Origin of the sequence: Pseudoalteromonas xiamenensis (assembly GCF_030994125.1) — a bacterium.
Taxonomy (GTDB): Bacteria; Pseudomonadota; Gammaproteobacteria; order Enterobacterales; family Alteromonadaceae; genus Pseudoalteromonas; species Pseudoalteromonas xiamenensis_B.
The window spans coordinates 1,749,317-1,775,995 of sequence record NZ_CP099917.1; the positions used below are offsets into that span (position 1 = coordinate 1,749,317).

The window sequence follows — 26,679 nt, forward strand, 5'->3', positions numbered from 1 at the left end:
TAAGACGCAATCACTGTGTTAAGACAATAACGTCTGCACCGATTATCTCGAGCGTCGCGTTATATTGCCGAGCAACGAACTCAAACGTTTCACGGCTAAAAAAGGAAATATGGGTTAAATCATTTTTGTAATGCCAAGAACTAAACCGCTCGGCATCGATGACAAGCTTTGTCATCATGACTAAAGGCTGACCCGATTGCAGTATTGAAAATAACTGTTCAAATACCACTTTCGGTTGCGCCACATGCTCTATCACTTCCGTACACGTTATGAAGTCATAGCGCTTGTTAAATACTGTCTTATTAGGATAGTAGTACAAATCGTATAACTCGACTTGCATTCCTCGTTCTTCAAGCATTTTAGCCAATAAAGGTCCTGGACCACAGCCAAACTCTAATCCACAAGAGCCAGCAGCGACACGCTCTACAACAGGTTCTAAAGCTCGGCTTAAGAAGCGACGGTATCCATCATCTTCCAACGCATTCTCATGTTGATCATAAATGGCCTTCTCGTCGAGTTGAGATAAATGCTGTTGCGAAGGCACAAACACCAATTTGCACTCTGCGCATTGTAGATAAGTGCGACGTTTATCCTCAACGTAAAACAATAGTTGCGAACAACCACATAATCCACAGCACTCTGAAACCATGTCGAAACCAAACAAAGGAATTCACAATCGCACATTGTACCATCAATTGCCTTGCCCGCATTATCAAATTCAACGGATGAAATGTTTTTTTGTTCGTGTTCTAGAAAGGTAAAATATGCGGAAGAGACGTTCGTTCTAGTCGCCGTACAACATGACTTGCTTTAAAGAGTTTGAATTGAAGTTATTTGCTAGAAAATAAAAAGGCGATAGAGCTTAGCTCTACCGCCTACTAATCTGAGCGTCTCAAATACTGGACACTTCTCCCTTCGACTTTTTAGTCTGCTTTATTCTTATTTTTATTATCGCTTCCGTGTTGTTTTTATTATGACTTCCGTGGCCATTCCATTTTGTTTTTATTATCAGACTTCCATGCTTACTTTTTTATTTTCGGTCTTCCTAACACTTTCTTGTTAGTTCCATAGGGTGTCAACCTTAACACCAACCGTTGTCGCCCGCTTCCTGTACGAATAAATCCGTGTTGTTATTGTTGTCTGCGACACGAATAAATGTACCCTTTCGTCATCTATACACAACACATTAATAACAATTTTATTAAAAAAAAATTATTTAAAACATAAAAAAATCAGGTTTTACATTAGGTTAAAATGAACGCAAACTGAAAAATAAGCTATAACCTACAATCAAACCAAGCTATTTTCCTACACTATCGTGAGATATATCTCACAATTTCACAGATAAAAAAAAGCGACTATAAAGCCGCTTTCTCACAACATATATCATAAAGTAGTAGGTGGTTACCCCACAATACGACTTTAGTTTATAGGCTTAGTGAAGACCACCAAGGTATTTTGACAATACTTCGATGTCTTTATCCGTTAGTTTTTTCGCGATGTCACGCATCATGCCATTCATGTCATTCGCACGAGTACCTTCACGGAACTTCAATAGTTGTGACTTGATGTAATCAGGGTGTTGGAACGAAATTTTCGGGAACTTAGCCAGAGACGTACCGTTACCACGAGGACCGTGACACGCAGAACAAGCTGGAATACCGCGCTCAGCATCGCCTGCTTTATAAAGCTTTTGACCAATCTCAACGACTTCTTCAGGTGTTGAACCTGCAGACATGTTCTGAGAAGAGAAATACGCAGCTAGATCTTTCATGTCTTGATCAGAAAGAGGCATAGCCATACCACTCATCACAGGATCCATACGACCTTCTTTACCACCAGAAGTCATACCAAGCTTAAGCTCTTTCAACTGCTTATAGATGTAATCAGCATGTTGACCCGCAATTTTTGGATACATTGCGACTGGTGCATTACCATCTGGACCATGGCACGCTGCACACGTTGCTGATTTTGCTTTGCCTGCTTCTGCATTGCCGTCAAATGCTACTGCATTGTTTGCTGACAACGCACCAAGCAGCATAGTTATAGTGAGTGCTATTTTTTTCATGGTGAATTCTCTGTTTCCGACCCTGTATGTATACGGTTACATTCTAAAAGATGCAATTGCTACATTCTACACGATAATATTTTATGTGGCACGTTTTCTACCCACATTAGTCTTATAAATTATAGGGTTTTGACATAGATTAATTTTTCAAAGCGCCAACTAACCCGTTGTTTGCTTTTGTGACAGCGCAATTTAGGCTAAAATGCCATCCTTGGACACCCTTTAACTTTATTTTTATCGCTTTTTTAGCATCGAGGATGTGTACGTGCTCAAATCTCGTATTAAGTACAGCACTGCAAAGTTTGTTACCAGTGCACCCGATATTACGCGTTTACCTGCTGATGAAGGTATCGAAGTGGCATTTGCTGGTCGCTCAAACGCAGGTAAATCAAGTGCGCTAAACGCACTGACAAATCAAAAATTGGCACGCACCAGTAAAACGCCGGGCCGCACACAATTGATCAACACGTTTGAGCTTGATGCAGAAAAACGATTAATCGACTTGCCTGGCTATGGCTACGCAAAAGTCCCACTCGAGATGAAAATTAAGTGGCAAAAGTCGCTAGGTGAATACCTACAAAAACGCGACAGCTTGAAAGGTCTCGTTGTGCTTATGGATATTCGACATCCACTTAAGGATCTGGATTTAGATCTGATTGAATGGGCGGTCGGCTGTGAAATTCCTGTTTTAGCGTTACTCACAAAAGCAGATAAATATGCGCAAGGAAAACGTAAGTCTGAAGTACTGCAGGTCCGCAAAGCGCTTGCAGAACTTGGCGGTGACATTAAAGTTCATGCATTTTCATCGTTGAAAGGCATTGGTTTGACTGACTTGGCATGGACACTTGATGATTGGTTTTTAGGTCCATACGTTAAAGAAGTACCTACCGAAACGGAATAATTACCGAAGCGATATATCGGAAGGGCGTGAACTGAGCGCCCTAACCTGCCAATAAAAAACGGTCGTTTCCTGACACCAACCAAAACAGCCCTTCGTTCTCAATCGACCGCTCTGCCCATTGATAATAAACGTGTCTTGATATTCGAGCCAATAATCCCCCGTTTAATACCATGTATGGAATTTGCTGTTCTCGAAAGACACGATTAATTAGGGGAAAATGCGTACACAATGGCCATTGCCGCTGTAAATTATCAGTAACGACAATGACCTCTCCTTCCTCAACGGACACAACTGTCCATGATTGAATAATAAAGGGCACGTCATCTACTTCAATTTCGACGTCTTCAGCGGGCGTGGTCAAATGATAGCTCGCATCAATAAATGACTCGCCGTTTTCATACTCAACACGAAGTACACTGGCCCATAACTTTATCAATTCTTGCCGCGTTACCCGCGTCCCATCATGAAACCAATTTGCCTCCGTATCAATTTTGATTGGCAGCGTTCCGCAGTGAGTGGGTTGCCAATGAGCTTGCGGTCCCTGTACGGACACTAGCTGAGTAATAAGGGCATCAAGTCTTTGCATAAAATTATTTGGAAAACGATACGTGGCGCAAACAAAGCGCCACGCATAGTGATTATTTTTGAACTAAATGAAGAGATACAGAAACAGGTACCGCATGTGCAATGGCGTCTAATCCCGCAACTTTTCTAAGCGTTTCTACGCCTGCATCCAATGCATAATCTTTCGCATTGATTAAAAGCGGTTTACGCGTAGTCACGAAAAGATCGTTGCCTAGCTTCGCTACATTCAGGTCCAACATTACCTTTTGTGTTTTGCCGTGAAGTGACAACGTCGCTTCAACGCCGTCCACTTTGTTCATGCCAGCTTTCAGACCGCTAAGTTGTTTTGCCAATGACGCAGTCAATTGCGCTTTAGGAAACGCAGCAACTTCGAACAACATTTGTTGCATACGCTCGTTACGGATTGGGATCATACTTTCGACTGAAGCGAGTTCAATCGAAAAAGAGAACTCGCCAGCATCAGATAAACGACCAGCGAATTGCGTAAAATGATGTACTTCACCAATCGTGTTTTTCTTCACAGAGACAAATTGAACATCACTGTTACTTGGATCGATTTGCCAATCTGCGACAGCGTTTGCTGCAAACAAACTAGATGCTAATGTAGCCCCAGCCATGAAAATCGTTTTAAGCATGACGAATTCCTTTATAAAGTTAAGATAATTAATAAAGTCCACTATGCGCTTAAGTGTAAGGCTATTCGAATGAGGGGAAAAGAAAAGATTCATTAAAAGAAAAAACGGCTCGTCAAAACGACGAGCCGGTATAGCAATCTGGGGAGAAGCTATCAATACGCTGTATCCTCAAAAAGAGAGATACATCATCAACAGGATGTCCTACAGGATAAGGACGGCGCGCACTCTAGCAAATAGCCATCCAGAAATAAACACTTCCAAGCAAAATATAGGCCTATTTGATGTTTTGGCTACAATAATTTATAGCGACTTACATTTTGTTAAAAATGACACGTTCTTTGCTCCCCAGACCTTGTTTAGGACTAATGCGCTTGTTGCCAGTTGTCGCCACTATCCGCTTCAACTAACAGTGGCACATCTAACTTAGCCGCATTCGACATCAACTCACATATATGTTGCTTATACTCGTCAACTTTATCAGAGCGGATTTCAAAGACTAATTCATCGTGTACTTGCATAAGCATTTTAATTTCGTCTTTGCTGGTTGATTTCAACCAATCATGCACCGCAATCATCGCGCGTTTGATGATATCAGCGGCGGTCCCTTGCATTGGCGCATTGATTGCTGCACGTTCAGCCGCTTTTCGAGCAGCACCATTACGCGCGTTAATGTCAGGCAAGTACAAACGGCGGCCAAACAACGTTTCGACATACCCATTTTCAGACGCTTTTTGACGTGTGGATTCCATATACTCTAATACGCCTGGGAAACGTTCGAAATATTTATCGATGTAATGCTGTGCTTCTGCACGCGGTACGTCCAATTGACGAGATAGGCCAAATGCAGACATGCCGTAAATCAAGCCAAAGTTGACGGCTTTGGCTTTTCGACGCATATCCGTAGTTACGTCGTCTAAACTCACTGCAAAAACTTCTGCTGCAGTTGCGCTGTGAACGTCCTGGCCTTGTGCAAACGCATTTAACAGACCTTTATCCTGCGATAAATGCGCCATGATCCGCAGTTCGATTTGGCTATAGTCCGCGGCAACAATTTGATGTCCTTCTGAGGCAATAAATGCTTCTCGAATTCGACGTCCTTCTTCACTGCGAATTGGAATGTTCTGCAAGTTCGGATCCGTTGAGCTTAAACGACCCGTTGCGGTTACGGCTTGATGATATGACGTGTGCACACGACCCGTCTTCGCATTCACCATCAACGGTAATTTGTCAGTATAGGTCGATTTCAATTTCGACAGGCCACGATGCTCCATAATAATTTTAGGCAGTGGATAATCGTGTGCTAACTCTTGCAATACCTCTTCAGCCGTAGAGGGTGCGCCCTTGGGTGTTTTCTTAACGATTGGCAACCCCAGTTTTTCAAATAGAATATGCTGGAGTTGCTTTGTCGAACTTAGATTGAATGGCTCTTCAGCAATTTCATGCGCCTGTTGTTCAAGCTCAATCAATCGTTCTGCAATGTGCTTACTTTGTGCTCCTAACATATCAACGTCAATCGCTACACCGGTGCGTTCGATATCTGATAGTACACTCAATAAAGGCAATTCGATTTCAGTAAAAACACTCATTAGTGACGTCTCGGCAGCCAATTTAGGCCACAGCGCCTCATGCAGTCGATACGTTATATCCGCGTCTTCAGCCGCGTAAAATGCCGCTTTTTCTAACTCAATTTGATTAAACGTAAGCTGGTTTTTGCCTTTTCCTGCAATGTCTTCAAAACTCACGGTCTTGTAGCCTAAATATTTGAGCGCCAGCGAGTCCATGTCGTGTCGTGTACCGACACTGTTAAACACATACGATTCCAACATCGTATCGAACGCAATCCCATCTAATTCGATGTTTGCCTGCGCAAGTACGCTTTTGTCGTACTTCAAGTTTTGGCCAATCTTAAGCAGTTGTTTATCCGCGAGGATTGGCGCCATGTGCGATAGCACGAGCTCAAGCGGTAGCTGCTCCGGTGCACCAACGTAATCGTGAGCTAAAGGTAGATACGCTGCATCGCCTACTGCCACAGCGAAACTCATCCCGACAAGCTTTGCTTCCATATAATCCAAACTGGTCGTTTCGGTGTCAAAAGCGAACACCTTTGCAGCTTTCAGTTTGTCACACCATGTTTTTAGCTGGGTTTCGGTGAGGATCGTTTCATAGTGTGCTTCCACAGCCACAGTCTTTGCTTCATCTTCAACGACAGCAGAGTGGTCAAATGCAGTTGCTTGTTTCGCAGTAGCACTGCCATCTAACAACTCCGCAAGCCAACGCTTAAATTCACACTGACCGTACAACTCAATTAAAGCGTCATTGTTTTGCTCTTTTAAAATCAGCGATTCAAGATCGTTGTCGACCTCAACATCTAATTTGATCGTGGCCAATTCATAGCTCAGCGGTAACTGTGTGAGCGCTCTTTGAAGCTTCTCACCAATCTTGCCTTTGACTTCGTGCGCATGATCCATAACACCTTGCAACGATCCGTATTGTTGCAGCCATTTAACCGCCGTTTTTGGTCCACAGCCCTCAACACCTGGAATGTTGTCGACTTTGTCGCCCATTAAAGCAAGATAATCAATGATGAGCTCAGGTCCCACCCCAAATTTTTCTTTCACCATGTCTGGATCGGAAATCGTATCTGTCATGGTATTAATCAGTGTCACATGCTCATCAACGAGCTGTGCCATATCCTTATCTCCCGTGGAAATAAGAACATGACGCTTTTGCTCAGACGCAATTCGTGCAAACGTACCAATCACGTCATCCGCTTCGACACCTTCAATGCTGATAAGCGGAAAGCCCATCGCTTTGATGATCTCATGCAATGGCGCAATTTGGGTTCGTAAATCGTCCGGCATAGGTGGACGGTGCGCTTTGTATTCACTGTATAGATCGTTTCTAAACGTCTTACCTTTCGCATCAAAAATCACGGCCATGTGCGAAGGTTGATATTGCTTTATCAAACTTTTCAACATATTGACTACACCGTAGATAGCCCCCGTGGCTTCGCCTTTTGAGTTAGTCAGGTGCGGTGGCGAGTGATAAGCACGAAACAAGTAGGATGAACCATCAACCAAAATAAGTGGATTTTGAGGGATCTTTGACATAAAGAAGGGATCCTGAAAGAAACAAAGATGAATAGGTTATAGCATGCCATAGCAACCGTTAGAAAACGAGCTTTGAAATAGCCAAGATGTCTTACTTTACGGACTGCACAATCTGTGGATAACTTTGTAGACAAACACGAAAGAGTCTAGGAACTGAGCGTAAAGCGCTTCCCAAGAGGACCTGTAATTCATTGGATTTAAAAGGAATAATGGTACGGCTTTCGTTATTATTATTATTCCGCTGAATGTGGAAAACGAGTTTTAAGCTCCATTGTTTAGCACATTTTATGACCGCTTTTTATTGAGCGGACGGGTATACTACCACATTGGATCAAAGATCAAAGTAGATCCTTTATAATTTTTTATTGTATACCCTTTTATCGTTCGGCATATAGCCGATTCGCCCTGTGGTCCACACCGTTTTTTCACACAAGAAATATCCAAAATTAGTTTACCTAAATACGCACTCGTAAGCGTTACTGCAGAGATTAATCTAAACAACGAGTTTCAACAAAACGACCCTGAATTAATGCTAAACTAGCTGCAATTAAATCATTTAAAGGACAAACATGATGAAACGTGTTGCGGTAATTCTCTCTGGGTGCGGTGTTTTTGATGGTGCGGAAATTCATGAATCTGTGCTCACGCTTTTACATATTGCAAAAGCAGGTGCTCATTACCAGTGTTTTGCTCCAGACATGGAACAGCTGCATACCATTAACCATTTGTCTGGTGAAGTCATGGCGCAAAAAAGAAATGTACTCGTTGAATCTGCGCGTATTGCACGTGGTGAAGTTAAGTCTCTGCGTGAACTCAATGTTGCTGACTTTGACGCACTACTTGTGCCCGGCGGATTTGGTGCAGCCAAAAACCTGTGCGATTTTGCACTTAGCGGCGCAGACATGGTTATTCACGAGGACGTTTTCACTGTATGTCATGCTTTTGCACAAGCGGGAAAACCGGCAGGCTATGCGTGCATTGCACCAGCTCTCATTCCACAAGTGTATGGTCAAGGCGTACAACTGACCATTGGCAATGATACGGACACGGCAACTGCAATCGAAGCAATGGGTGGCGCTCATGTCGCGTGCTTAGTGGATGAAATCGTCATTGACGAGCAGCATCAGGTTGTTAGTACACCCGCTTATATGCTGGCTCAATCAATCGTTGAAGCCAACACAGGACTTGAAAAACTGGTTAATCAAGTATTAAAAATGTGCAAGTAAAAATCGCGTAAATAAACAATTGACTTGTGCCCATTAAAAGGTCAAAAAAGCCGACATTTGTTTGCGATGGCACAAATAATTGTATTTTTTGCGAAGATATACTTAAGTTTACGTTTTATAAATCGATTGGTGACGTTATAATCACCCGCATTTGGGTCAGCTCGTGAATATCACGTGCAAATCGAAGTGAGCAAGGCAAAATGAAAAAACTTTCAGCAGCATTATTATTGCTATCTACCGCTGTGTTTGCACAGCCTTATGACAATTCACTAACAGAAGATGCCATTAAACAGCGTCTAGAGCCTGTTGGTTCTGTATACCTTGCAGGCGCTGAATCAGCTGCTGCAGCTGAGCCAACTGGTCCTCGTTCTGGTGAGCAAGTATATCAAGCGGCTTGTTTCGCCTGTCACGGTACGGGTGCACTTGGCGCGCCAAAAGCGCACGCTGATTGGGAACCTCGTCTAGCAAAAGGCAAAGACGTATTACTTAATCACGCTATCAACGGTTTTAACTCAATGCCACCACGTGGTACATGTATGAACTGTAGCGATGACGAGCTTGCTGCGGCAATCGAATTTATGTCATCAAAGTAATCCTAAAAAGGGTCTAAATTAGGCCCTTTTTCCCTCCTCGAGAAACACAACTAAAACCGTTTAAAACTTGACTTTTCGCTGCAATAAGTGAAATTATAGTGAATAATAATTAAACAATAATAATCGGTTAATATCATTGGACGATTCCACAACAGGGCACAACAAACTTGCTCGGCATAATCGCCGTTTGCAAGCACTGTTAAGAAAGTACAAACAGCTCCATCAGCTCCAAAATGCACTGATCCAATTATCAGAGCAAGCTAGTACTGTCCCTGAATTAACCTTACTCTATCCTGCAATCCACCACATTCTTGAGCAACACCTACCTAGTCGTAGCTTTTATGTTGTATTGCAGAACCAATTTACTCAAGCTCTTGAGCTCTCCTATTTCGTCGATGAGAAGGATGGTATTTCTGTACCGATGCATCTGGCCAATCAGTTTGGTGAAGGCGTAACGGGCCATGTCTTTAGACTGGGTGAAACCGTCTATTATACGAAAGAGTCGATGCAAGATGCCGTAAAAGATGGCCATTTTAAAGCGCTAGGTTCACCCGCTGAACACTGGGTTGGGGTGCCGATTTATCGAGAAAAAACCATCATCGGAGTGATGGTGTCGCAGAGCTACAATCCGACGCAAAGTTATTCAGATCAACAAATTGAGCTCTTGGAAGTGATGTCTTTGTACCTCGCTACAGCCATCGAACGTGTGAAAAAGCGAGAACTCCTCGAGTCGGAAGTCAAGATCCGTACACGTGCACTAATGCAAAGTAATGAAGCGCTCAATTCTGAAATCGATCATCGTAAGAAAGCATTAGAACGCCAACAAATTCTCTTCAAGATTGCAGAGTTGGCAACCAGATCAGAACACATCGAAGACGTTTATCTGCAAGTCCATCAAATCATTCGTTCTATTACCTTTGCAGAAAACCTTTACATTGCGCTGTATGACAAAGAATCTGGTTGGCTAACGTTCCCTTACTGTGTGGATCAAAAAACCGCAGCGTCAAAACCACGCGAATTTGCAAAAGGCTACAGTGAACTAGTCATTAGTACAGAACGAGTGCAATTAATTGATAGCCACCGCGCGAAGTTGTTGATTGAAAATGGGATCGTTGAACGTGCCGTCCATATCCCAGAAGAAAACCGTGCAACCAGTTGGCTTGGCGCACCTCTCAAAACGTCTCAAGGGGTGATTGGTCTGATCGCATGTCAGGCGTATGATCATAAATATGAATTTGATCACGATGACATGGAATTGATCTCCTTCGTCTCGCATCAAATTGCGGCTGTATTGCAAACGCATTTGGCCAACCAAGCCCTAAAAGCCAGTTATCAAGAACTGGAACATCGTGTACTCGAAAAAACCAAAGAGTTGCGCCAAACTAATCTGCATTTACAAATGCAAATTGATGAACGTAAGAAAATTGAACAGCAACTCTACCACGACGCGCATCATGATTCGTTAACAGGATTACCAAATCGCAGTCTATTTCTAACTCAGCTCGAGCGGACACTGCAGGTTTATCAACGCCATCCTGACCATCACTTTGCCGTATTGTTTATCGATCTTGATAAATTCAAAGAGATTAACGATCAATTAGGCCATCATGCTGGCGACCAATTTTTGATAAGTGTCAGCCAATCCTTCGCCGATTGTATTCGTGAACATGATCTGTTGGCTCGTTTAGCCGGTGACGAATTTGTGGTGCTATTAAATCATTTATCGGATAAACAACAAGCTGAAGATGTCGCGAAACGGATCATTCGAGTAATGCAAAAGCCATTTTGTATGAAGGGTATTTGCGTACAAAGTGGTGCAAGTATTGGGATAACATACAGCAATAAGCGTTATGCAGATACCGACGAAATTATCCGCGATGCTGATGCAGCTATGTACTATGCTAAAAATGCAGGCCGAGGACGTTTCGAGTTCTATCATCCACTCCTAACGGCTGGCAAGAACATCCAACGTCACACTGAGCAACATCATTTATGTGATCTGCCCACCCATTTCCGTTCAACTGAGATAAGCAACTTAGACGATTCTAACGATGGAAAGCGAGGCAAAATCCGCGTACTCGAAGCCTTCGGTGAACACCCTGTTTTAGGTAGCACCAGCTTTGATATCCTCAAAAAATTTGCAGCAGAGAAAGACGAGCAAATTGAAATAGAGTTAAAACTACTTCAAGAAGCACAAAACTGGTCAAAACAATTCGATGGAAATACCCTTTTCTCATGCTCAACATTATTGCTTGAAGAACACACATTCCCTCAACTACAAAAACATTTAAACGCCAGCCAGTACAAACTGTGTCTATTGTTTAATGAGTTGGACGTGCGTTTTGCGTCTAGTCGTCAACTCGAAAATCTCAAATTGCTCACCCAAAGTGGCGTGGCTGTTGGGATTAATGAGTTTGCAAAAGACCGATGCGATCTGACATTAGTGAGCCAATTGGATTTCAAATATGTGCTGCTCAGCTCTACATTCAGTAAACGTGTTTTACAGCAATCGAGCTATGAAGTGCAATTGAAAGGGATTTTAGCTGTCACAGCGTGCAAACACATTCAAGTTGTCGCAAAAGGTCCTGCAATTCTGAATTTCCAAACTTTGCTCGAAAAACATGGTTTGAAACTCTTTTTTGGTAAGCAACAAAGTTTACAAGCGCAAAATTTGTATGATTTACCGGACAGTGAGCTGCTCGCTGAATAAGCGATTCAACGAGCAATCTAAATAGCCAATCAGCACTAATCTCGTTTTAACATCGCCCGTAAACCCGCAACTCGGCTTTGCCCATGCTGCATGCGCTCTTCTTGGCTCTTTACCGGTTGTTTACCTTCGATAGCCAAATCATCTTGCGGTAATTCTTCCACAAATCGGCTGAGTTCTGGTGTGATCATTTCGCCAAACTGACGTCGGCTTTTAGCATACGTCATCGTCAAGGTTTGTTGTGCTCGCGTAATACCGACGTAGGCAAGACGACGTTCTTCTTCAACATTGTCTTCGTCGATACTGGTTTGGTGTGGCAGTAAGCCTTCTTCCATGCCAACCATGAACACATGCGGGTACTCCAGACCTTTAGACGCATGCAGAGTCAACAATTGCACTGCATCACTTTCATCTTCGCCTTCATTACGTTCTAACATATCACGAAGCGTGAGCTTGCTGACCACCTCCGGCAGCGTCATTGGTGGATTGTCTTCATCACCTGACAACATTTCGCTTATCCAACGATAGAGCTCCGAGACGTTCTTCATCCGCATTTCTGCTGCTTTTGCACTCGTTGATGACTCGTACAAGTATGCTTCGTAATTACTTTCACGAACCATGTCGCGCACAGCATCTAACGTATCGCCGCGCATTGCACGGTCAGAAAGTTCGACGACCCAACGAGCAAATCCCATCAGGGCGTTCATACCTCGCCCGTTTAGTCGCCCAGCGAGTTCTTGATCAAAACACGCCTCAAACAAACTAATGTGCTTTTCATTGGCGAGCGTTCCCAGCTTTTCCAAGGTAACGGGTCCAATATCACGCTTTGGTGTATTAACTATACGAATAAACGCATTATCATCATCTTGGTTCACCAAAATACGTAAATACGCCATCATGTCTTTGATTTCTGCACGGCCAAAAAAGGACATTCCACCACTGAGCTTGTATGGTATGCGGTTGCTCATCAGCGCCTTTTCGAATACACGCGCTTGGTGGTTACCTCGATATAAAATAGCGTAATCTTTAAAACTAGTGCGATTCATAAACTTATGGGAAATGATCTCCGCCACAACGCGCTCAGACTCGTGTTCTTCATCTTTCGTTGCAATAACACGCAGAGGTTCTCCGTAACCTAGTTCACTAAATAACTGCTTTTCAAACTCATGCGGGTTATTCGCTATCAAAATGTTGGCAGCCTTAAGAATGCGGCCACTGCTTCGATAATTCTGTTCAAGTTTGATCAGGCGAAGACCTGGGAAATCTTTTTTCAACAACACTAAGTTTTGCGGTTTCGCACCACGCCATGAATAAATGGATTGGTCATCGTCCCCAACCACGGTGAAACGCGCACGCTCACCAACCAGCAACTTAACAAGCTGATACTGACTGGTGTTCGTGTCTTGATATTCGTCCACTAGAAGGTAGCGAAAACGAGCCTGCCAACGTTCCCTAACTTCTAGAGATTGGTTGAGAAGCAGGGTCGGGATCATAATAAGATCATCAAAATCAAGCGCATTATAGGCACGTAGCTGAATTTGATAACGAGCATAAAGCTGAGCAAATTGTGCCTTTTGTGCTTCACGAGCTTCGCGAATAGCACGCTCAGGCAAGATCAATTCGTTTTTCCAATTGCTGATTTGGTTTTTCAACAAATTGAGTAAGTCTTTGTCTCTTTCTAATTCTGGTTCAGTAAGCTCTGCCAACAGCTGGTTGGTATCTTGATCATCAAAAAGAGAGAAGCCTGGCTTGTAGCCCAGTGTTTTAATTTCCTTTTTAATGATTTCAAGGCCAAGGGTGTGAAATGTCGATACCCAAAGTCCTTTGGCATCTTGCTTACCTAACGTTTGTGCAACTCGTTCACGCATCTCACGCGCGGCTTTATTGGTAAAAGTCACCGCTGCAATGTTTTTCGCTTTGTACTCACACTCTTGCACTAGATAAGCAATTTTGTTGGTAATAACACGCGTTTTACCTGAACCTGCGCCGGCAAGCACCAGACACGGACCACTGATATATTTCACCGCTTCATCTTGGCGAGGATTGAGTTTCATAGCACCACAAACATAAGAACTGGAAGCCTGATATTGTAAACTAAGGGGGGTTTGCGCAAAGTCACAAAAGCAGTCCCCTTTGTTTTGCCGCAAGGACCAATTCGCGTTAAGATGAAGGTATCAACGCGAATTAAGGTTATCCCATGTTAAATCCATCAAAACTCGAAGAGATTGCAAAGCAAATTTCAAGCAATATGCCTCAAGGCCTTAAAAATATTGCAGATTCGTTTGAGAGCAAAACGAAGCAAGTGCTACAAAATAAATTATCAGAAATGGATTTTGTTAGCCGTGAAGAATTCGATATTCAAAGTAAAGTACTGATCCGTACACGTGAAAAGTTGATGGAACTTGAAGCCAAAGTCGCAGAGTTAGAAGCCAAAATGAATTCTGACCAAGCGTAATGCACTTCTAGGAGCGTTGTCTTTTAAAACGCTCCAGCCCTAACTTTTGCTCGATTTTTATTTAAAAACATCCTTTTAATTTAGTAAATCAAGCAGTTGTTGCACTTTCTCTAGCGAAAGTTCTCCCATTTGCTCCGCGTTAGCCAGCGCATAAATTTCACCCTCAATATCCGTAATATCAAACTCAACTCGTGCTTCAAGCATATTGGCCCACACTTCGAGCTCATCAAGGCTGAGTTGCTGACTCATCACGCGAGCAAGCACATCACGTAAATCCGATACCTTCACCTCAATCGGTAGAAAGCGTTCTAATTCACCAGCAAGCAATAGACTAATTGCTTGATTTCGATCACTTCCCCAACTTAGTAGGGCCTGTATTGCTAATTGGGGTGTTATGTTAGACTGCACTTTTCACCTGATTCAATTCACTATGACTACACAATGTGCCGCTTGCCACCAAACCATGGTCTGTAACCCCGAGGGTTGCTGGTGCATGACGCTGCCGGCTATTTTGCCGCTCAACGAGGGAGCTGGCTGCTATTGTCGAGATTGTTTGTTGAGTAAAATTCACACCTACCTCGACGCCCTGTCAGCCAAACCTATTGCTGAGCAACTAGTCATTGCCGCGCCTTACAAACAAGCTCCACTACAAGAGGGTTTAGACTACCACATCGAAGATGGCTTGATGGTGCTTGGTCGTTGGTATCACCTTCGTCGAGGCTCTTGTTGTGGCAACGGCTGTCGTCATTGCCCCTATTCCTGACCCGTCGCAATTGGCAGAGAATCATCAGCGCCCCACTCACTCCACGAACCATCGTACACATGCATGTCACTGTAACCACATTCGCTTGCAGCGATAGCGAGCACGCAAGCCGTCACGCCAGAACCACAGCTGAAATACAACGCTTTATCTTGTGCCTGACGTTCACGAAACAGCGATGCTAACTCTTCGGTTGATTTTACCGTTCCGTCTTCATGACTCATTAAGCTATAGGATAAGCTTCGACTCGACGGAATATGACCCGAACGCATTCCCGCTCGCGGCTCTTTTTCTATGCCCAAAAAACGAGCCTGGCCACGGGCATCGAGAATTAGGTTGTGCGGCGTATCTATCACCTGTAAAATACGGTGTTTATCAACGAAGAAATCACAAAGCACCGAGGCCTTAAAATTGCCAATGTCACTTGCCTTTGCGTAAGATAAAGTCGTCGGATAACCTAACTTCATCCAACGAGTTAAGCCACCATCTAATACATAGACTTCATTAAATCCTACAGCTTTGAACATCCACCACGCTCTTGCCGCACTGTACAACCCTTGTACGTCATAGACGATGATGGTGTCCTGCTGCGAAAGACCAAGCTTTTGCGCTTCTCGCTCAAATTGATTGGCTGAGCACATAGTATTACTAATGAAACTTTGCTCATCCGCAAATGTTTTACCAAAGTCAAAGCGTTGAGCACCCTGAATAACGGCTGGAGGAACGTAAGGACCACTGAGTCCAGCTTTGACAATACCTGCATCGAAAAGCTTTACCGTTGATAAATGCTCGTAGACCCATTCGCAGGACTTAAAGTGTTTCATCGCCTCTCCTTGTGTTTATGGCCAAAAGTGTTTCACGTTAGTTATGGCGTGAATCCTCAATGTAGCTCGGTTATAATGCGGACAAATCAAATATATAGATTACACCATGTCGAACAAAACGATAACGCCAGATAGTCAATCAGACCCAATATTAATCGTCTTTCCGAAGTTTATTGGCGATGCAATCAATACGTTACCTGCAATTGAATTGTTAAGACAGCTGTATCCAAATACGCCTTTTCATTTTCTCGTGCGCCCACATCTTGTTGCGCTGTTCGAAGCGCAAAACCTTCCATTAATCGATGTCATTGAAGACAAACGCTACACGAAACCAAAATGGGGGATATTTAAAAAGTCACGAGAACTGAAAAAGGCAAACTACCAACTTGCGGTGCTGTTTCGCGGCTCATTGGCCGAAGCGGCGCTCTGTCGACTTGCTGGTATCAAATCCGTGATTGGTTACGCCCAAAATGGCCGAAAACCTTTACTTAGCTACGCGATGAAGCTTAATGAAAATCACCACTACATTCATCGCTATTGCCGTATAGTTAACGAGGCACATGGTTCCCCATTCGACTCATTCAATGCCCCCTCGTTGTCGACACGTGAATCACCGTTTGTTTCCACACAAACACCGACGATCGGCTGCTATTTTGGTGGAAAAAACAAAGACACCCGTTATTACCCGACCGCATTGAGTGCACAGGTTGTCGCGCTACTTTTAGACAATACGCCATGCAATGTTGTATTACTCGGCGACCAACAAGAAGTCTCGGATAATCAGGCCATCATAGAACAGCTCGCACATCACCCAACACGTGTTCTTAACTTAGCAGGAAAAACAAGTCTACCGGAACTAGTGGATGTCACTGGTCATTTAAACGCGCTGATTTCTATTGATTCTGGTCCAATGCACATGGCCTGTGCGACAGGAACCCCTTGCGTAGCCCTCGTTGGCCTTGGTACATCGCCTTGGAGCATTGTCGCGCCTAAAGTGGCCAAGTTTGAGGCGATCGTGGCCAATGGATTTTCATTAGATGATCATCGTATCATTGAATCGATTGAGCCCGCTGAAGTACTGCGAACTTACCAATCGCTCATGTCACGGCTTAGCGATGAATAACCTCTCCGCGTAACGGAGCAAGACGCGCTAATATTTGATTTTGTAGTGGCGTTGAAATGCGTCGCTCATTCATCGCAGCCACCAATAACTCGACAACACGATTAAACTCACTTTCCCCAATGTTCATACCTGTGTGGATTTGCACCATTGTGTCACCTCGAAATTCACAAGGACCGTCGAGTACATCACACAGATGAGTCAGGAATCCCGCGCGAAAATGCGCGACACTCGCTTTTTCAAAAAAAGGTAAAATCACCGGGTCGTTACCAATTTGATTTATAAAAGCATCCACTAACTTTTCATTGCCCTCAGCGCCACCAATTTGCTGATACAATGTTCCAGAAGTAGACTGACAAGCACTCAATCCACTCACCATCAGAGCAAAGAACAGCGTTTTTATTGTCTGCTTAAAATACGGAAAAAACATTAATTTTCACCTTCAATAAACCGTTCCTGAACCTCAGTAATACCCAGTAAGCGACACGTACCATCCCGTTTGATCTGGTGCGCCTGCAATACGCCCCAAATCCAAATAGGCGGCCGTAACGCTTATCGATTTGTTTGGAAACCAAGCGACAAAAGCGTCTTGCCAATGTGTTTCCCCAAGACCTAAATTATCTGGCTTTTGTCGATACTCGACGCCAATCGCCCAGTTTGGATTGATGAATACTGCACTACTTGCCTCTAACTGCCAGCGATTATCTTGCTTCGCACCGCCATAACCCAGTAAGCCAAGCTGATTGGCTTCCGAATGTCGCAGTGCGACATTCCAAAACCAGTTGTATCCAGCTATCGCACCTAAATGAAGTTTACTCGCCGCTATATAAAAATCATTTCCGCTAAGCGCTTTCGCGCCAACCAAAGACGCGACGGTGCCATCATCTAACGATTTGTGCTGCCATCCGATACTCACTTGAGGCATTGTACTGTAAACAATATCACCGTAGACGCGCCATTTAGCACCATAAATTCGCTGCTTAATTGTCGTGTTTAGCACCGGAACATCAAAGCGTTGTTCTGCAACGCTGAGCTCAACGGTGTCAAACAAGTTTCCTTGTACGCCACAGACATCTAATTGGTAATCCGATACATCCGCGCGACTGCAAAAACCACTGATGGACCATTCGTCTTCACTGGCGTAACCCGCTAATTGCGCCCAAGGCACAATACCACCTCCGGCACTGCCTTCTACTTGTGAAACGCCGGGTGTGGCCAGAATTTTACCGTCGGCAGCCATGACTGAACCACTAAACACTACAGCAAGAAGCAATGGGTTAACCCGCTTCATGATATTCTCCTAGCCACTTTTCAAACTCAAGCGCTGGCAATGGTCGGCTTAAATAGTAGCCTTGTGCATAATCGCACCCCATTTCTCGTAACAAAGTCAGCGATGCTTGGTTCTCGACGCCTTCAGCCACCACACTGAACCCCAATTGATGACCAAGACTGATTGTCGATTGCACGATACATTGATCTTCATGTGACTCATTGAGTTTAAGAATGAATACTTTATCTAACTTAAGTTCATCAATTGGCAGCATTTTCAAACGCCCAAGCGAGGTCTGTCCGACGCCATAATCATCAAGAGATACGACTGCACCCAATGCTTTCAAACTGTTTAGAGCCGCAATGCCTTTTGTTTCGTTTTCAATCATGTCTCGCTCAGTCAGTTCAATAGTGACCAACTTAGATGGTACTTTATATTTGAGCAGCGTTTCTTGTAAGTGAGGTAAAAATCCCTCATCAACAATGTCTTGAGCTGAAACGTTAATCGCCGCTTTCATAACAATGCCTTTGCTTTGCCATGCCGCGATTTGTCCAACCACCGTGTCAATAACCCATTGAGTAAGTTCCACAATCAACCCAGACTGTTCAGCTAAGTCAATGAACATCTCTGGTGACACCCATTCGCCATTAGAACGTCGCCAACGAATTAGCGACTCGACTTTGTCGATTTGATGAGTTCGGAAATTGAGTTTAGGTTGATAAGCCATAAACAACTGGCCATCGTTATCCGACAGCGCTTGTTTCAACTCGTCTATCAATTGCAAACGCGCTAAGTATTCCTCGTCTTCGCCTTTACGATAGTAATAAACATTGACCCCTTCTTGTGCAGCATTATCCGCAGCAATCAGGGTCCGGCGTAACAAATCTTCAGCGTTGTCGCCATGCTCTGGGGCACTCAAGGCTCCGATACTAAAACGCAGCGTTAATTCTAGTCCTTGAATATGGTAGGTCGCTTCAAGAGCCAGTTTTAGTGTCGTGACATAACGTTCAATCGACCAGTCAGCTTTACCCTCAACAACAACCAGTAATTCATCACCACCTAAACGAGCGAATTCAGCATTAAAGTCCGACGCATGTTTTTGCATTCTTTCAGCAACTTGTACGATACATTCGTCACCAATTCGCGGTCCTAACTTATCGTTGATGTGGCGCAGCCCTTTAATATCGACACCGATTAAATATTGCGGCATCTCGGAGATCAGTCGTATGTTCAACGTTTCAAGTGTGGCACTGCGATTTAAGAATCCCGTCATGGAATCGTGACTCGCGGCAAAACGGATTTGAGCTTCACGTGATTGAATGTTTTCACCCATGTCGTGGAAGGCATCCATCAGCGCACAAATTTCTGAACTGGGTTTTGTGGAGGCGACTTTCGCTTTGTAGTTACCTTGCGCGAACGCCTTCGCCATTTGCGTCAATTGTTGCAATGGACGCGTTAGATTTCGGGCTAAAAAGCCACTGGCCAAAAACCCCAACAACACCGTCACAAGGGAGAGAACCACTACCGTCAGAACCATTTTATCGAATTCAGCGTAGTCTGTTTTTAGATCAGCACTCAAAATGACGCTCACTGCACTGTCTGTCAAAGCAGGTAAGGCAACGGACGCATTTGCATACATCGGCGATGTCCCCATGATCCGTTGTACTCGTTTAGCGTTCGTGTACTCAAGCACGCCCATGCCTTCAGGTAATGCCATACTCGACACTTTCGTAGTGCCCGTTTCAACCACAAAGCTCACTTCCATGCCCGTGACTTTGCGCAGATCTTTAGCAACTGCAGGGGTTATCGCAAAGCCGACAATGGTAAATGCAATCGTTCTTGGTGCTTTGACGGGTAAAATAATGGCTTGATAAAGCGTTTTATCAATAACAATGAATGTCGAATCATCTTCATGTGAAAGCAGGTCACGCATCACACTGCGCGAATCACTTGGTAATTGTAAATCTTGACGGTTAGCTGATATAAGGTTGCCACTTGTGTCTAATAACACCATCAATTCAGCATCAATACGTTGGCTGTGGTTGTACAGTACACTGGCAATCGTTTCCGCATCGCGTGTGGCGACGGCTTGCTTGAACCCAAAATCCGATGTCAAGACACTCGCTGCCGTCAACAATAAGCGCTGTTTCGCTTGCAAATATTGCGTATAAACGTTTTCTGCAACGCTGATGGCTTCTTGTGTTTTACGCTCATTAAATTGGCTGGAAGACCACCAAGTTCCCATTAAACTGCCTGTGGCCGTTAACACCACTAAGCCTATGCATAGTGCAATAATCCTGTGCTTCAAACTAGTGAGCATGATTTACCTTAAACTTTTCCCCAAAGGTGTTGCGAGGCTTAGGAACTTGCGTGTTAATCACCACGGTGCCCGTTTTTTCAACCTCTGACCAACGTATTGTTTGCGCACTTTCTGGACCTTGTTGTTGTTCTGGATGCCATACCCGCAAAACAGTTTGTGGTTGCAACTCAGGCAAACGGATCGTGCCTGAATTATTGGTTTTAAATACGTTGGCTGAGTGTGCAACGTAAATGTATCCCACCATCGAGTCATGAATGTTGCAGCCCAACACCACCACTCCAGGATTTTCAAATAAGATCGGATTGTTCGGTGTCCCGTGATACAGCTTAAGCTCGAATGGTTTGGTATTTGAAAATGAATAAACGTGATGACGAATGTCGTCACTGTTTGGAAAGTTCACGAGTTGGCCTTCAGTAATAGCCAGCACATACGGTTCAAATTGCTTGTTTACCTGATCCATAATAGCCATTGGCTTTTCTGCCATCACCGAATCATCCAGCACTTCGACCACCGCATTTGCAAGCGGACCACCCTGCCCATCAACAATGGACACGGTTGCGCCATAGCTACTCATTGACAATGATGTAATAAGACTCATTGCAACTAAGTTGCTCCAAACAGACATGATTTACTCAATATTAAAAAATGCGCAATACGTTAAGTAAAAGTGAGTTGCAGTGCAATTGCAAGGGGAATGAGGGAAAAGCCATAAAAAAACCAACTTTTCCCTAAAAATGGAGCGTTATTAATCAATTAGACCATATTGCTCATCAAGAATCGCGATCACTTCAGCTCGCGGATCTGCAGGGATTGTCAGTGTATAACCAACAATTTTGCTCGCAATACCTACATAAGTATTCGACACTTCAAGCATCACCGACTCCGGTAACTTGTAACCTTGAGCAAGTGCTTCGCGCTCAGGCATACGGTCTTTATTTAGCAATACGTCGCTGTCAGGTACATTATTAATGAGTAATTGACGGAAACCCTCTTTCGAATTCTCGATGATCTTGCCGTCGCGGTATGCCGCACCATCCCAAATACGTGATGAATCTGGCGTGCCGACTTCATCGATGTAAATCAATTTTTCTACGCCATTGGTGTCTTCTACGTAGCCAAACTCAAACTTCGTATCCACAAAGATTTGGTCTAGTTTCGCAAGCTCTGTCGCAATCACGTTAAAGCCTTGAGTTAACAATTCCTCGTACTTATCAACGTCAGCTGCAGACTTGAAGTTAAATGCATCAAGATTGTTGAGAATGTTTTGACGAGTAATGTTCACATCGTCTTGCTCTGGCACTTCAGCTACACCACGAATGATGCCTTTCGTCGAAGGCGTGATGAGTACTTCAGCTAATTTTTGGTTTGCTGTTAAACCTTCTGGTAAATCGATACCACAGAAGTTGCGCACGCCTTTGCTGTAATCACGCCACATGCTGCCCGTAATGTATTGGCGAGCAATCGCTTCAACACGAACGGTGCTTGCTTTACGCACAATCCAAACGTATGGGTGTGGAATGTCTACAATGTGGTTGCCCGCAAGACCCGCAGCGTCAAACAATTTGAACCAGTGTGATGCCACACTGTTCAGTGCGATACCTTTACCAGGCACGCCATTTAAACCGTTTTCACCTTGCCAAATACAGTCGAATGCAGAAATACGATCGGAAATAACCATGATCGCAAGCTCAGTACCCTTTGGTACATCGTAGCCTTTTTCTTCGATTAAACGTGCACTGTCTTTGTCGGTTAACCAGTAAACTGAACGTACTTTACCACTGTGAACCGCACCTTTTGTGCGAATAGGAAGATCGTCATTGACGTCTAAAACTTTGTAGCTACTCATTGTGTCTCCAAGGAATGGCTGCACCTTGCTAAAGGGCGCAAAATAATGAGGGGGTTAGAGGCGAGTATAATAGTCGAGCAGCGCAAAAATCACAATTGTTGCCATCGTATTCAAATGACTTTGCACCACGCCAACATAACCCTCCATAATTTAATGTGTAGGACAAGCGAAGGCGGGAGTCTTCAATCATCGGGGTTTTTTCGCACTTTGCCGCACGAGAGTTTAGTGTCCAAGGTTAAGTGCGCTAACATGGTGAGAGTCCCATTATAACGAATGATTATGATCACACTCGAACAGCTACGTTATCGCTGGCCAAAACACGATATTGACACCATTCACATAGAGCAGTTGCTAATCCAGAAAGGGGAACGAATTTTTTTGTTTGGTCCAAGTGGCACAGGAAAATCGACCTTATTGGGTTTATTAGCGGGTATCCACCAGCCAACACAAGGCAAAATTTCCATTTTGAACCAGGATTTGACGTCTCTGTCGAACGCCAAACGAGACCAATTTCGCGCAGATCACATTGGTACAATTTTTCAAAACTTCAATTTGCTTGCCTATTTAAACCCACTTGAAAACGTGATGTTGGGCTGTCACTTTTCAACTCTCCGTGCAAGCAAAGCAGAGCAACAACACGGATCGGTCAAACAAGCAGCCCGCCATTTACTCGCTCAACTGGGCATTTCAGAGTCGCTGCTTCACCATTGTGTTGGCGAACTCAGCATAGGGCAACAACAACGCATTGCGGCAGCACGCGCTGTAATAGGCAAACCCGAACTTATCATCGCAGATGAACCAACATCCGCGCTAGATGCAGACAACCGCGCTGCATTTATTAACTTACTGTTTGAGCAAGCAACACTATGTAACGCAACGTTGTTATTTGTTAGCCACGACCAAAGTTTAGCCCCGATGTTTTCACGGCAACTGAATTTAGCTGAGATTAACCAACGAGCAGGGAAGGTATTATGACGTTATTTCGATTAGCGATTAAAAGTACCTTCAACCGCAAGGCTGCAGTTCTATTAACCTTGTTCGCCATTGCTATTAGTGTCATGGTGCTATTAACAATCGAACGAATTCGACACGAAGCCAAAATCAGTTTTAGCAACACCCTTTCAGGCACTGACCTTATCGTCGGTGCAAAAACAGGTGATGTTCAATTGCTCCTAGCCAGTGTTTTCCGGTTGGGTTACACCAACAATGGCGTGTCTTGGCAAAGCTACTCAGACATTCAATCGAAAAAGGGCGTCGCTTGGACGATACCTCTGAGTCTGGGTGACAGTCACAAAGGTTTTGCGGTACTCGGTACAACCCTTGATTACTTTGAACATTACCGATATGGCAACAAGCAGTTACTGAGCTTTGCACATGGACACCCATTTACCACCACGCATGAGGTGGTCCTTGGAGCTGAGGTCGCTGCGAAAATGCATTACCAACTGGGCGATCCGATTATTCTGTCTCATGGCCTTGGCAAAACGAGTTTCCACCATCACGACAACCACCCGATGACGGTAGTCGGGATCTTAGCTGCAACAGGCACCCCCGTTGATAAAACCTTGCATGTGCCGCTTGCTGCCATCGACCAAATACATGGCCAACCTCATACAACACACGACCATGATGAAGATGAAGACAACGATTTAGTCGGTCATCCAAAGCAAATCTCGGCCTTTCTAATGGGCTTTGACTCACCACTTTACACCCTACAGGTGAGAAGAAATATCAATCAATATAAAGCTGAGCCGCTTTTAGCCATTATGCCAACCGTTACGCTACGAGAACTTTGGGAGATGCTTGGCATGGTCGAAAAACTGCTGTTGTTGTTTTCAATCGCATTAGTTTTCATCAGTTTACTGGGGATGCTAACAACCATGTTGGCCACCTTGCAGCAACGCCGACGTGAACTTGCCATTTTGCGTTCAGTCGGCGCTCGCCCTAGCCATATTGTAGCCCTGTTAATGGGTGAAGCATTACTTATCACGGCCCTTGGATGCCTTGCTGGCGTCGGGTTATTCTATCTTGCCCTGCACGCTGGATACGCTGTATTGCAGGCGCAATTTGGAATTGGAATTAGCCTTTCGGTGTTGAATCACTATGAACTGCAGATTCTTGCCGTTATCATTGGGGCAGGCACGCTCATAGGTTTAATTCCAGCTCTTCGCGCCTATTTCTATTCTTTAGCCGATGGCATGAGCATAAAAGTTTAAGTGGACATTACATGAAAATATTTTTAAGAGTCGCGTTTTTCTTATGTGCAGGCCTTGTCAGCACTCACCTTTTAGCGAATGAACCCAAAGAAATATTTTGGGAAGACCTTATTCCAAAAGGCCACTTACAGATAAGCAATCAAGACGCGGCAAGTCACGATGGGAGCGAGCAAAATTGGGTGCAACCAGATCTTAACGCACCAGTCGTCCCTGAGCTCAACAATCAAACCGTCACATTACCTGGCTTTGTGGTGCCTCTTGAAGGAAACAGTGAGATCATTACCGAATTCTTGCTTGTGCCTTACTTCGGTGCGTGCATTCATGTTCCACCGCCGCCGCCAAATCAAATTGTGCACGTAAAGATTAAAGACGGTGTGCCTATAGAAAGTCTGTATGACGCGATTTCAGTTACTGGAGTCATTAAAGTGGAAACTTGGAAAGGGGATATGGCCCAAACTGGTTACACCATGCAAGCCGTGGGCGTTGCCCCGTTTGAACTCTAACAAGTATCCTTTTTGAGACTATCGAGTTTGTAACCCCCTAGTCGGTTTGCAAACTCAACCCTCTTTTCTCTTTCAACATCAACACCAAACTTTCTCTAAATATTCCTCGCCTCACTTCGTCATTTGGATAACCAACACTTATGCACTGGAAATGAGGAAAATCCATGTTAAGCGAACTCGACGCGCGAACCGACCTTACTGCACCAGAACGCCCGTTTGACCCACAACAACACGCCTTGTTTGTTTCGGGTCAACGCTGTTATTTAGCACAGCATCCACATCATCGTTTTACGTCCCCCATCGACAATCACGAAACACTGGTTAATACGCTCGAAACAGAGCTGGCAAAATGCCCAAGTGAGGATGCGGTCGTGTTTGGCATCTTACCTTTTTGCAAATCGGAGCAAGCGCAGTTTTTAGTGTCGGATCACGTTCAGACCCTCGATAAATCACATTTTACTGCGTACCTCGCATCCCAAAATAAGCTTGAAGGCACTCGTTTTCCTGAATTAGACGATGTTCATCATCGACAATCACAAGCCCATTACGAACAAGCTATTGTGCGCGCTAAAACACTTTTCGAACGTGACGAATTGGAAAAGATTGTGCTCGGAAAACAAGTTGACTTGTACTTTGATGATGCGCTCCCCAAAGGGCAAGTGCTCACCAATTTATTGCACCAAAGTTCAAGTGGCTTTCCATTTTCGTTTCCCACAGAGTCGGGGACAACTCTTTTGGGAGTCAGTCCTGAGTTACTGCTCAAAAAAAGCCACCGCGCTATTTTCAGCAATCCATTAGCGGGTTCAGCAAAGCGAACGTCAGATTCCGCAATGGATGTGCAACGTCAACGAACACTCATGAACTCAAAAAAGGATAGATTCGAGCACGCGGTCGTGTTGGTTGAAATGTCGCAAGTACTCGAACCTTGGTGTCATCAACTACACATTCCAAGCGTACCGTCTCTCTTAAGTACAGCGACAATGTGGCATTTATCAACCGAAGTGGAAGGCCAACTTCACACTCCCGCAACCCATGTTTTAGCGTTAGCCAATCGCCTTCATCCCACACCCGCATTGTGTGGTAAACCCACTCAACACGCCTACCCATGGATTAAAGTGCTCGAAGGTGAATCCCGTCACTTTTTCTCAGGCATTGTCGGATGGTGTGATAAACACGGTAATGGGGAATGGGTTGTGGTGATCCGAAGTGGCGAAATAAACGGTCGCCATGCCCGTCTTTTTGCAGGTGCAGGCATTGTTCACGCGTCAAATCCAACCGCCGAATGGTTAGAAACAGAAGCAAAACTATCTACCATGTTGAACGCCTTACATGCTACCACGGCCTACCGACAATTCACTCAAGAATCGCTATTAGAAACAGCCTAATCGCCTAGCTACCTTATCGATAGCGCGGTCACGTTTAATGCCAAACGTGACCTTTTTTTGCCTATTTTTACACTCAGTCACGCATGGCGTTTGTTAAAAAGAATCTCCATCTAAACGCCCAAAAATGAAGACTGGAAACAAAAAAGCCCAGCATA

24 protein-coding genes are annotated in these 26,679 nt (G+C 44.3%); 11 read left to right on the forward strand and 13 right to left on the reverse strand.

Annotated features, from left to right (window positions below; translation table 11 throughout):
* Positions 1–10 precede the first annotated feature (10 nt).
* Positions 11–649 carry a class I SAM-dependent methyltransferase gene (locus NI389_RS08075; protein WP_308362364.1) on the reverse strand — a complete coding sequence of 213 codons (639 nt, stop codon included), beginning with the start codon at positions 647–649 and terminating at the stop codon, positions 11–13.
* A 786-nt stretch (positions 650–1,435) separates the two neighbouring features.
* Positions 1,436–2,068, reverse strand: a complete 633-nt coding sequence (locus NI389_RS08080) for a c-type cytochrome (RefSeq protein WP_308362366.1) — start codon at positions 2,066–2,068, stop codon at positions 1,436–1,438.
* A 265-nt stretch (positions 2,069–2,333) separates the two neighbouring features.
* Here NI389_RS08080 and yihA point away from each other — a divergent pair, with 265 nt between their 5' ends.
* Positions 2,334–2,969 (forward strand): ribosome biogenesis GTP-binding protein YihA/YsxC, encoded by a 636-nt coding sequence (gene yihA, locus NI389_RS08085; RefSeq protein WP_308362367.1) that lies wholly within the window; start codon positions 2,334–2,336, stop codon positions 2,967–2,969.
* Positions 2,970–3,009: 40 nt separating this feature from the next.
* Here the strand turns inward: yihA and NI389_RS08090 are convergent, their stop codons facing one another.
* From NI389_RS08090 to polA, 3 genes are all read right to left on the reverse strand, one after another.
* Positions 3,010–3,555: a DUF1285 domain-containing protein gene (locus NI389_RS08090; RefSeq protein ID WP_308362368.1), complete on the reverse strand. Its 546-nt coding sequence runs from the start codon at positions 3,553–3,555 to the stop codon at positions 3,010–3,012.
* A gap of 52 nt (positions 3,556–3,607) precedes the next feature.
* Entirely contained in the window at positions 3,608–4,189 is a 582-nt protein-coding gene (locus NI389_RS08095; protein WP_308362369.1) for a YceI family protein, read from the reverse strand.
* A gap of 362 nt (positions 4,190–4,551) precedes the next feature.
* Complete coding sequence (polA, locus tag NI389_RS08100; RefSeq protein WP_308362370.1) at positions 4,552–7,299, reverse strand: DNA polymerase I; 2,748 nt, start codon at positions 7,297–7,299, stop codon at positions 4,552–4,554.
* 572 nt (positions 7,300–7,871) lie between these two features.
* Here polA and elbB point away from each other — a divergent pair.
* The 3 genes from elbB to NI389_RS08115 all read left to right on the forward strand — a co-directional run bounded on the left by elbB (position 7,872) and on the right by NI389_RS08115 (position 11,828).
* The gene (gene elbB / locus NI389_RS08105; RefSeq protein ID WP_308362532.1) at positions 7,872–8,525 is read left to right on the forward strand and encodes an isoprenoid biosynthesis glyoxalase ElbB; all 654 of its coding nucleotides are present in this window, start codon (positions 7,872–7,874) and stop codon (positions 8,523–8,525) included.
* A gap of 200 nt (positions 8,526–8,725) precedes the next feature.
* Complete coding sequence (locus tag NI389_RS08110) at positions 8,726–9,118, forward strand: c-type cytochrome (RefSeq protein ID WP_208844318.1); 393 nt, start codon at positions 8,726–8,728, stop codon at positions 9,116–9,118.
* A 136-nt stretch (positions 9,119–9,254) separates the two neighbouring features.
* Positions 9,255–11,828, forward strand: coding sequence for a bifunctional diguanylate cyclase/phosphodiesterase (locus NI389_RS08115; protein WP_308362371.1), 2,574 nt, complete (start codon positions 9,255–9,257; stop codon positions 11,826–11,828).
* A gap of 35 nt (positions 11,829–11,863) precedes the next feature.
* On the opposite strand, the gene rep is transcribed toward NI389_RS08115, so the two are convergent.
* Entirely contained in the window at positions 11,864–13,879 is a 2,016-nt protein-coding gene (rep, locus tag NI389_RS08120; protein ID WP_308362372.1) for a DNA helicase Rep, read from the reverse strand.
* Between the two features lie 143 nt (positions 13,880–14,022).
* Between rep and ubiK the strand changes: the two genes are divergently transcribed.
* The gene (ubiK, locus tag NI389_RS08125; RefSeq protein ID WP_308362373.1) at positions 14,023–14,280 is read left to right on the forward strand and encodes a ubiquinone biosynthesis accessory factor UbiK; all 258 of its coding nucleotides are present in this window, start codon (positions 14,023–14,025) and stop codon (positions 14,278–14,280) included.
* A gap of 75 nt (positions 14,281–14,355) precedes the next feature.
* Here the strand turns inward: ubiK and NI389_RS08130 are convergent, their stop codons facing one another.
* A complete protein-coding gene (locus NI389_RS08130) occupies positions 14,356–14,688 on the reverse strand; it encodes a hypothetical protein (RefSeq protein ID WP_308362374.1) in 333 nt (110 codons plus the stop codon).
* A gap of 85 nt (positions 14,689–14,773) precedes the next feature.
* On the opposite strand from NI389_RS08130, the gene NI389_RS08135 reads away from it, so the two are divergent.
* Positions 14,774–15,043 (forward strand): DUF5522 domain-containing protein, encoded by a 270-nt coding sequence (locus tag NI389_RS08135; RefSeq protein ID WP_308362375.1) that lies wholly within the window; start codon positions 14,774–14,776, stop codon positions 15,041–15,043.
* Here the strand turns inward: NI389_RS08135 and NI389_RS08140 are convergent.
* A complete protein-coding gene (locus tag NI389_RS08140; protein WP_308362376.1) occupies positions 15,034–15,864 on the reverse strand; it encodes a sulfurtransferase in 831 nt (276 codons plus the stop codon). The two genes, NI389_RS08135 and NI389_RS08140, sit on opposite strands and share 10 nt — an antisense overlap.
* 106 nt (positions 15,865–15,970) lie before the next feature.
* Here NI389_RS08140 and NI389_RS08145 point away from each other — a divergent pair, with 106 nt between their 5' ends.
* Positions 15,971–16,987, forward strand: coding sequence for a glycosyltransferase family 9 protein (locus NI389_RS08145; protein ID WP_308362377.1), 1,017 nt, complete (start codon positions 15,971–15,973; stop codon positions 16,985–16,987).
* On the opposite strand, the gene NI389_RS08150 is transcribed toward NI389_RS08145, so the two are convergent.
* The 5 genes from NI389_RS08150 to NI389_RS08170 form a co-directional block, all read right to left on the reverse strand.
* Positions 16,974–17,414, reverse strand: coding sequence for a group I truncated hemoglobin (locus tag NI389_RS08150; RefSeq protein WP_308362378.1), 441 nt, complete (start codon positions 17,412–17,414; stop codon positions 16,974–16,976). The two genes, NI389_RS08145 and NI389_RS08150, sit on opposite strands and share 14 nt — an antisense overlap.
* A 33-nt stretch (positions 17,415–17,447) precedes the next feature.
* Entirely contained in the window at positions 17,448–18,275 is an 828-nt protein-coding gene (locus tag NI389_RS08155; RefSeq protein WP_308362379.1) for a DUF3034 family protein, read from the reverse strand.
* The gene (locus NI389_RS08160) at positions 18,262–20,574 is read right to left on the reverse strand and encodes a bifunctional diguanylate cyclase/phosphodiesterase (protein WP_308362380.1); all 2,313 of its coding nucleotides are present in this window, start codon (positions 20,572–20,574) and stop codon (positions 18,262–18,264) included. The genes NI389_RS08155 and NI389_RS08160 overlap by 14 nt, the downstream gene beginning before the upstream one ends.
* On the reverse strand, positions 20,564–21,199 hold the full coding sequence (locus NI389_RS08165; protein WP_308362381.1) for a methylamine utilization protein: 636 nt from the start codon (positions 21,197–21,199) through the stop codon (positions 20,564–20,566). Before NI389_RS08165 ends, NI389_RS08160 begins: the two co-directional genes overlap by 11 nt.
* 120 nt (positions 21,200–21,319) lie before the next feature.
* On the reverse strand, positions 21,320–22,420 hold the full coding sequence (locus NI389_RS08170) for a phosphoribosylaminoimidazolesuccinocarboxamide synthase (RefSeq protein ID WP_308362382.1): 1,101 nt from the start codon (positions 22,418–22,420) through the stop codon (positions 21,320–21,322).
* 279 nt (positions 22,421–22,699) lie between these two features.
* Between NI389_RS08170 and NI389_RS08175 the strand changes: the two genes are divergently transcribed.
* The 4 genes from NI389_RS08175 (at position 22,700) to NI389_RS08190 (ending at position 26,524) form a co-directional block, all read left to right on the forward strand.
* On the forward strand, positions 22,700–23,395 hold the full coding sequence (locus tag NI389_RS08175) for an ABC transporter ATP-binding protein (protein WP_308362383.1): 696 nt from the start codon (positions 22,700–22,702) through the stop codon (positions 23,393–23,395).
* Positions 23,392–24,636, forward strand: coding sequence for an ABC transporter permease (locus NI389_RS08180; protein ID WP_308362384.1), 1,245 nt, complete (start codon positions 23,392–23,394; stop codon positions 24,634–24,636). Before NI389_RS08175 ends, NI389_RS08180 begins: the two co-directional genes overlap by 4 nt.
* A gap of 11 nt (positions 24,637–24,647) precedes the next feature.
* Positions 24,648–25,139, forward strand: coding sequence for a DUF3299 domain-containing protein (locus tag NI389_RS08185; protein WP_308362385.1), 492 nt, complete (start codon positions 24,648–24,650; stop codon positions 25,137–25,139).
* Between the two features lie 164 nt (positions 25,140–25,303).
* Positions 25,304–26,524 (forward strand): isochorismate synthase, encoded by a 1,221-nt coding sequence (locus NI389_RS08190; RefSeq protein ID WP_308362386.1) that lies wholly within the window; start codon positions 25,304–25,306, stop codon positions 26,522–26,524.
* Positions 26,525–26,679: the final 155 nt, after the last annotated feature.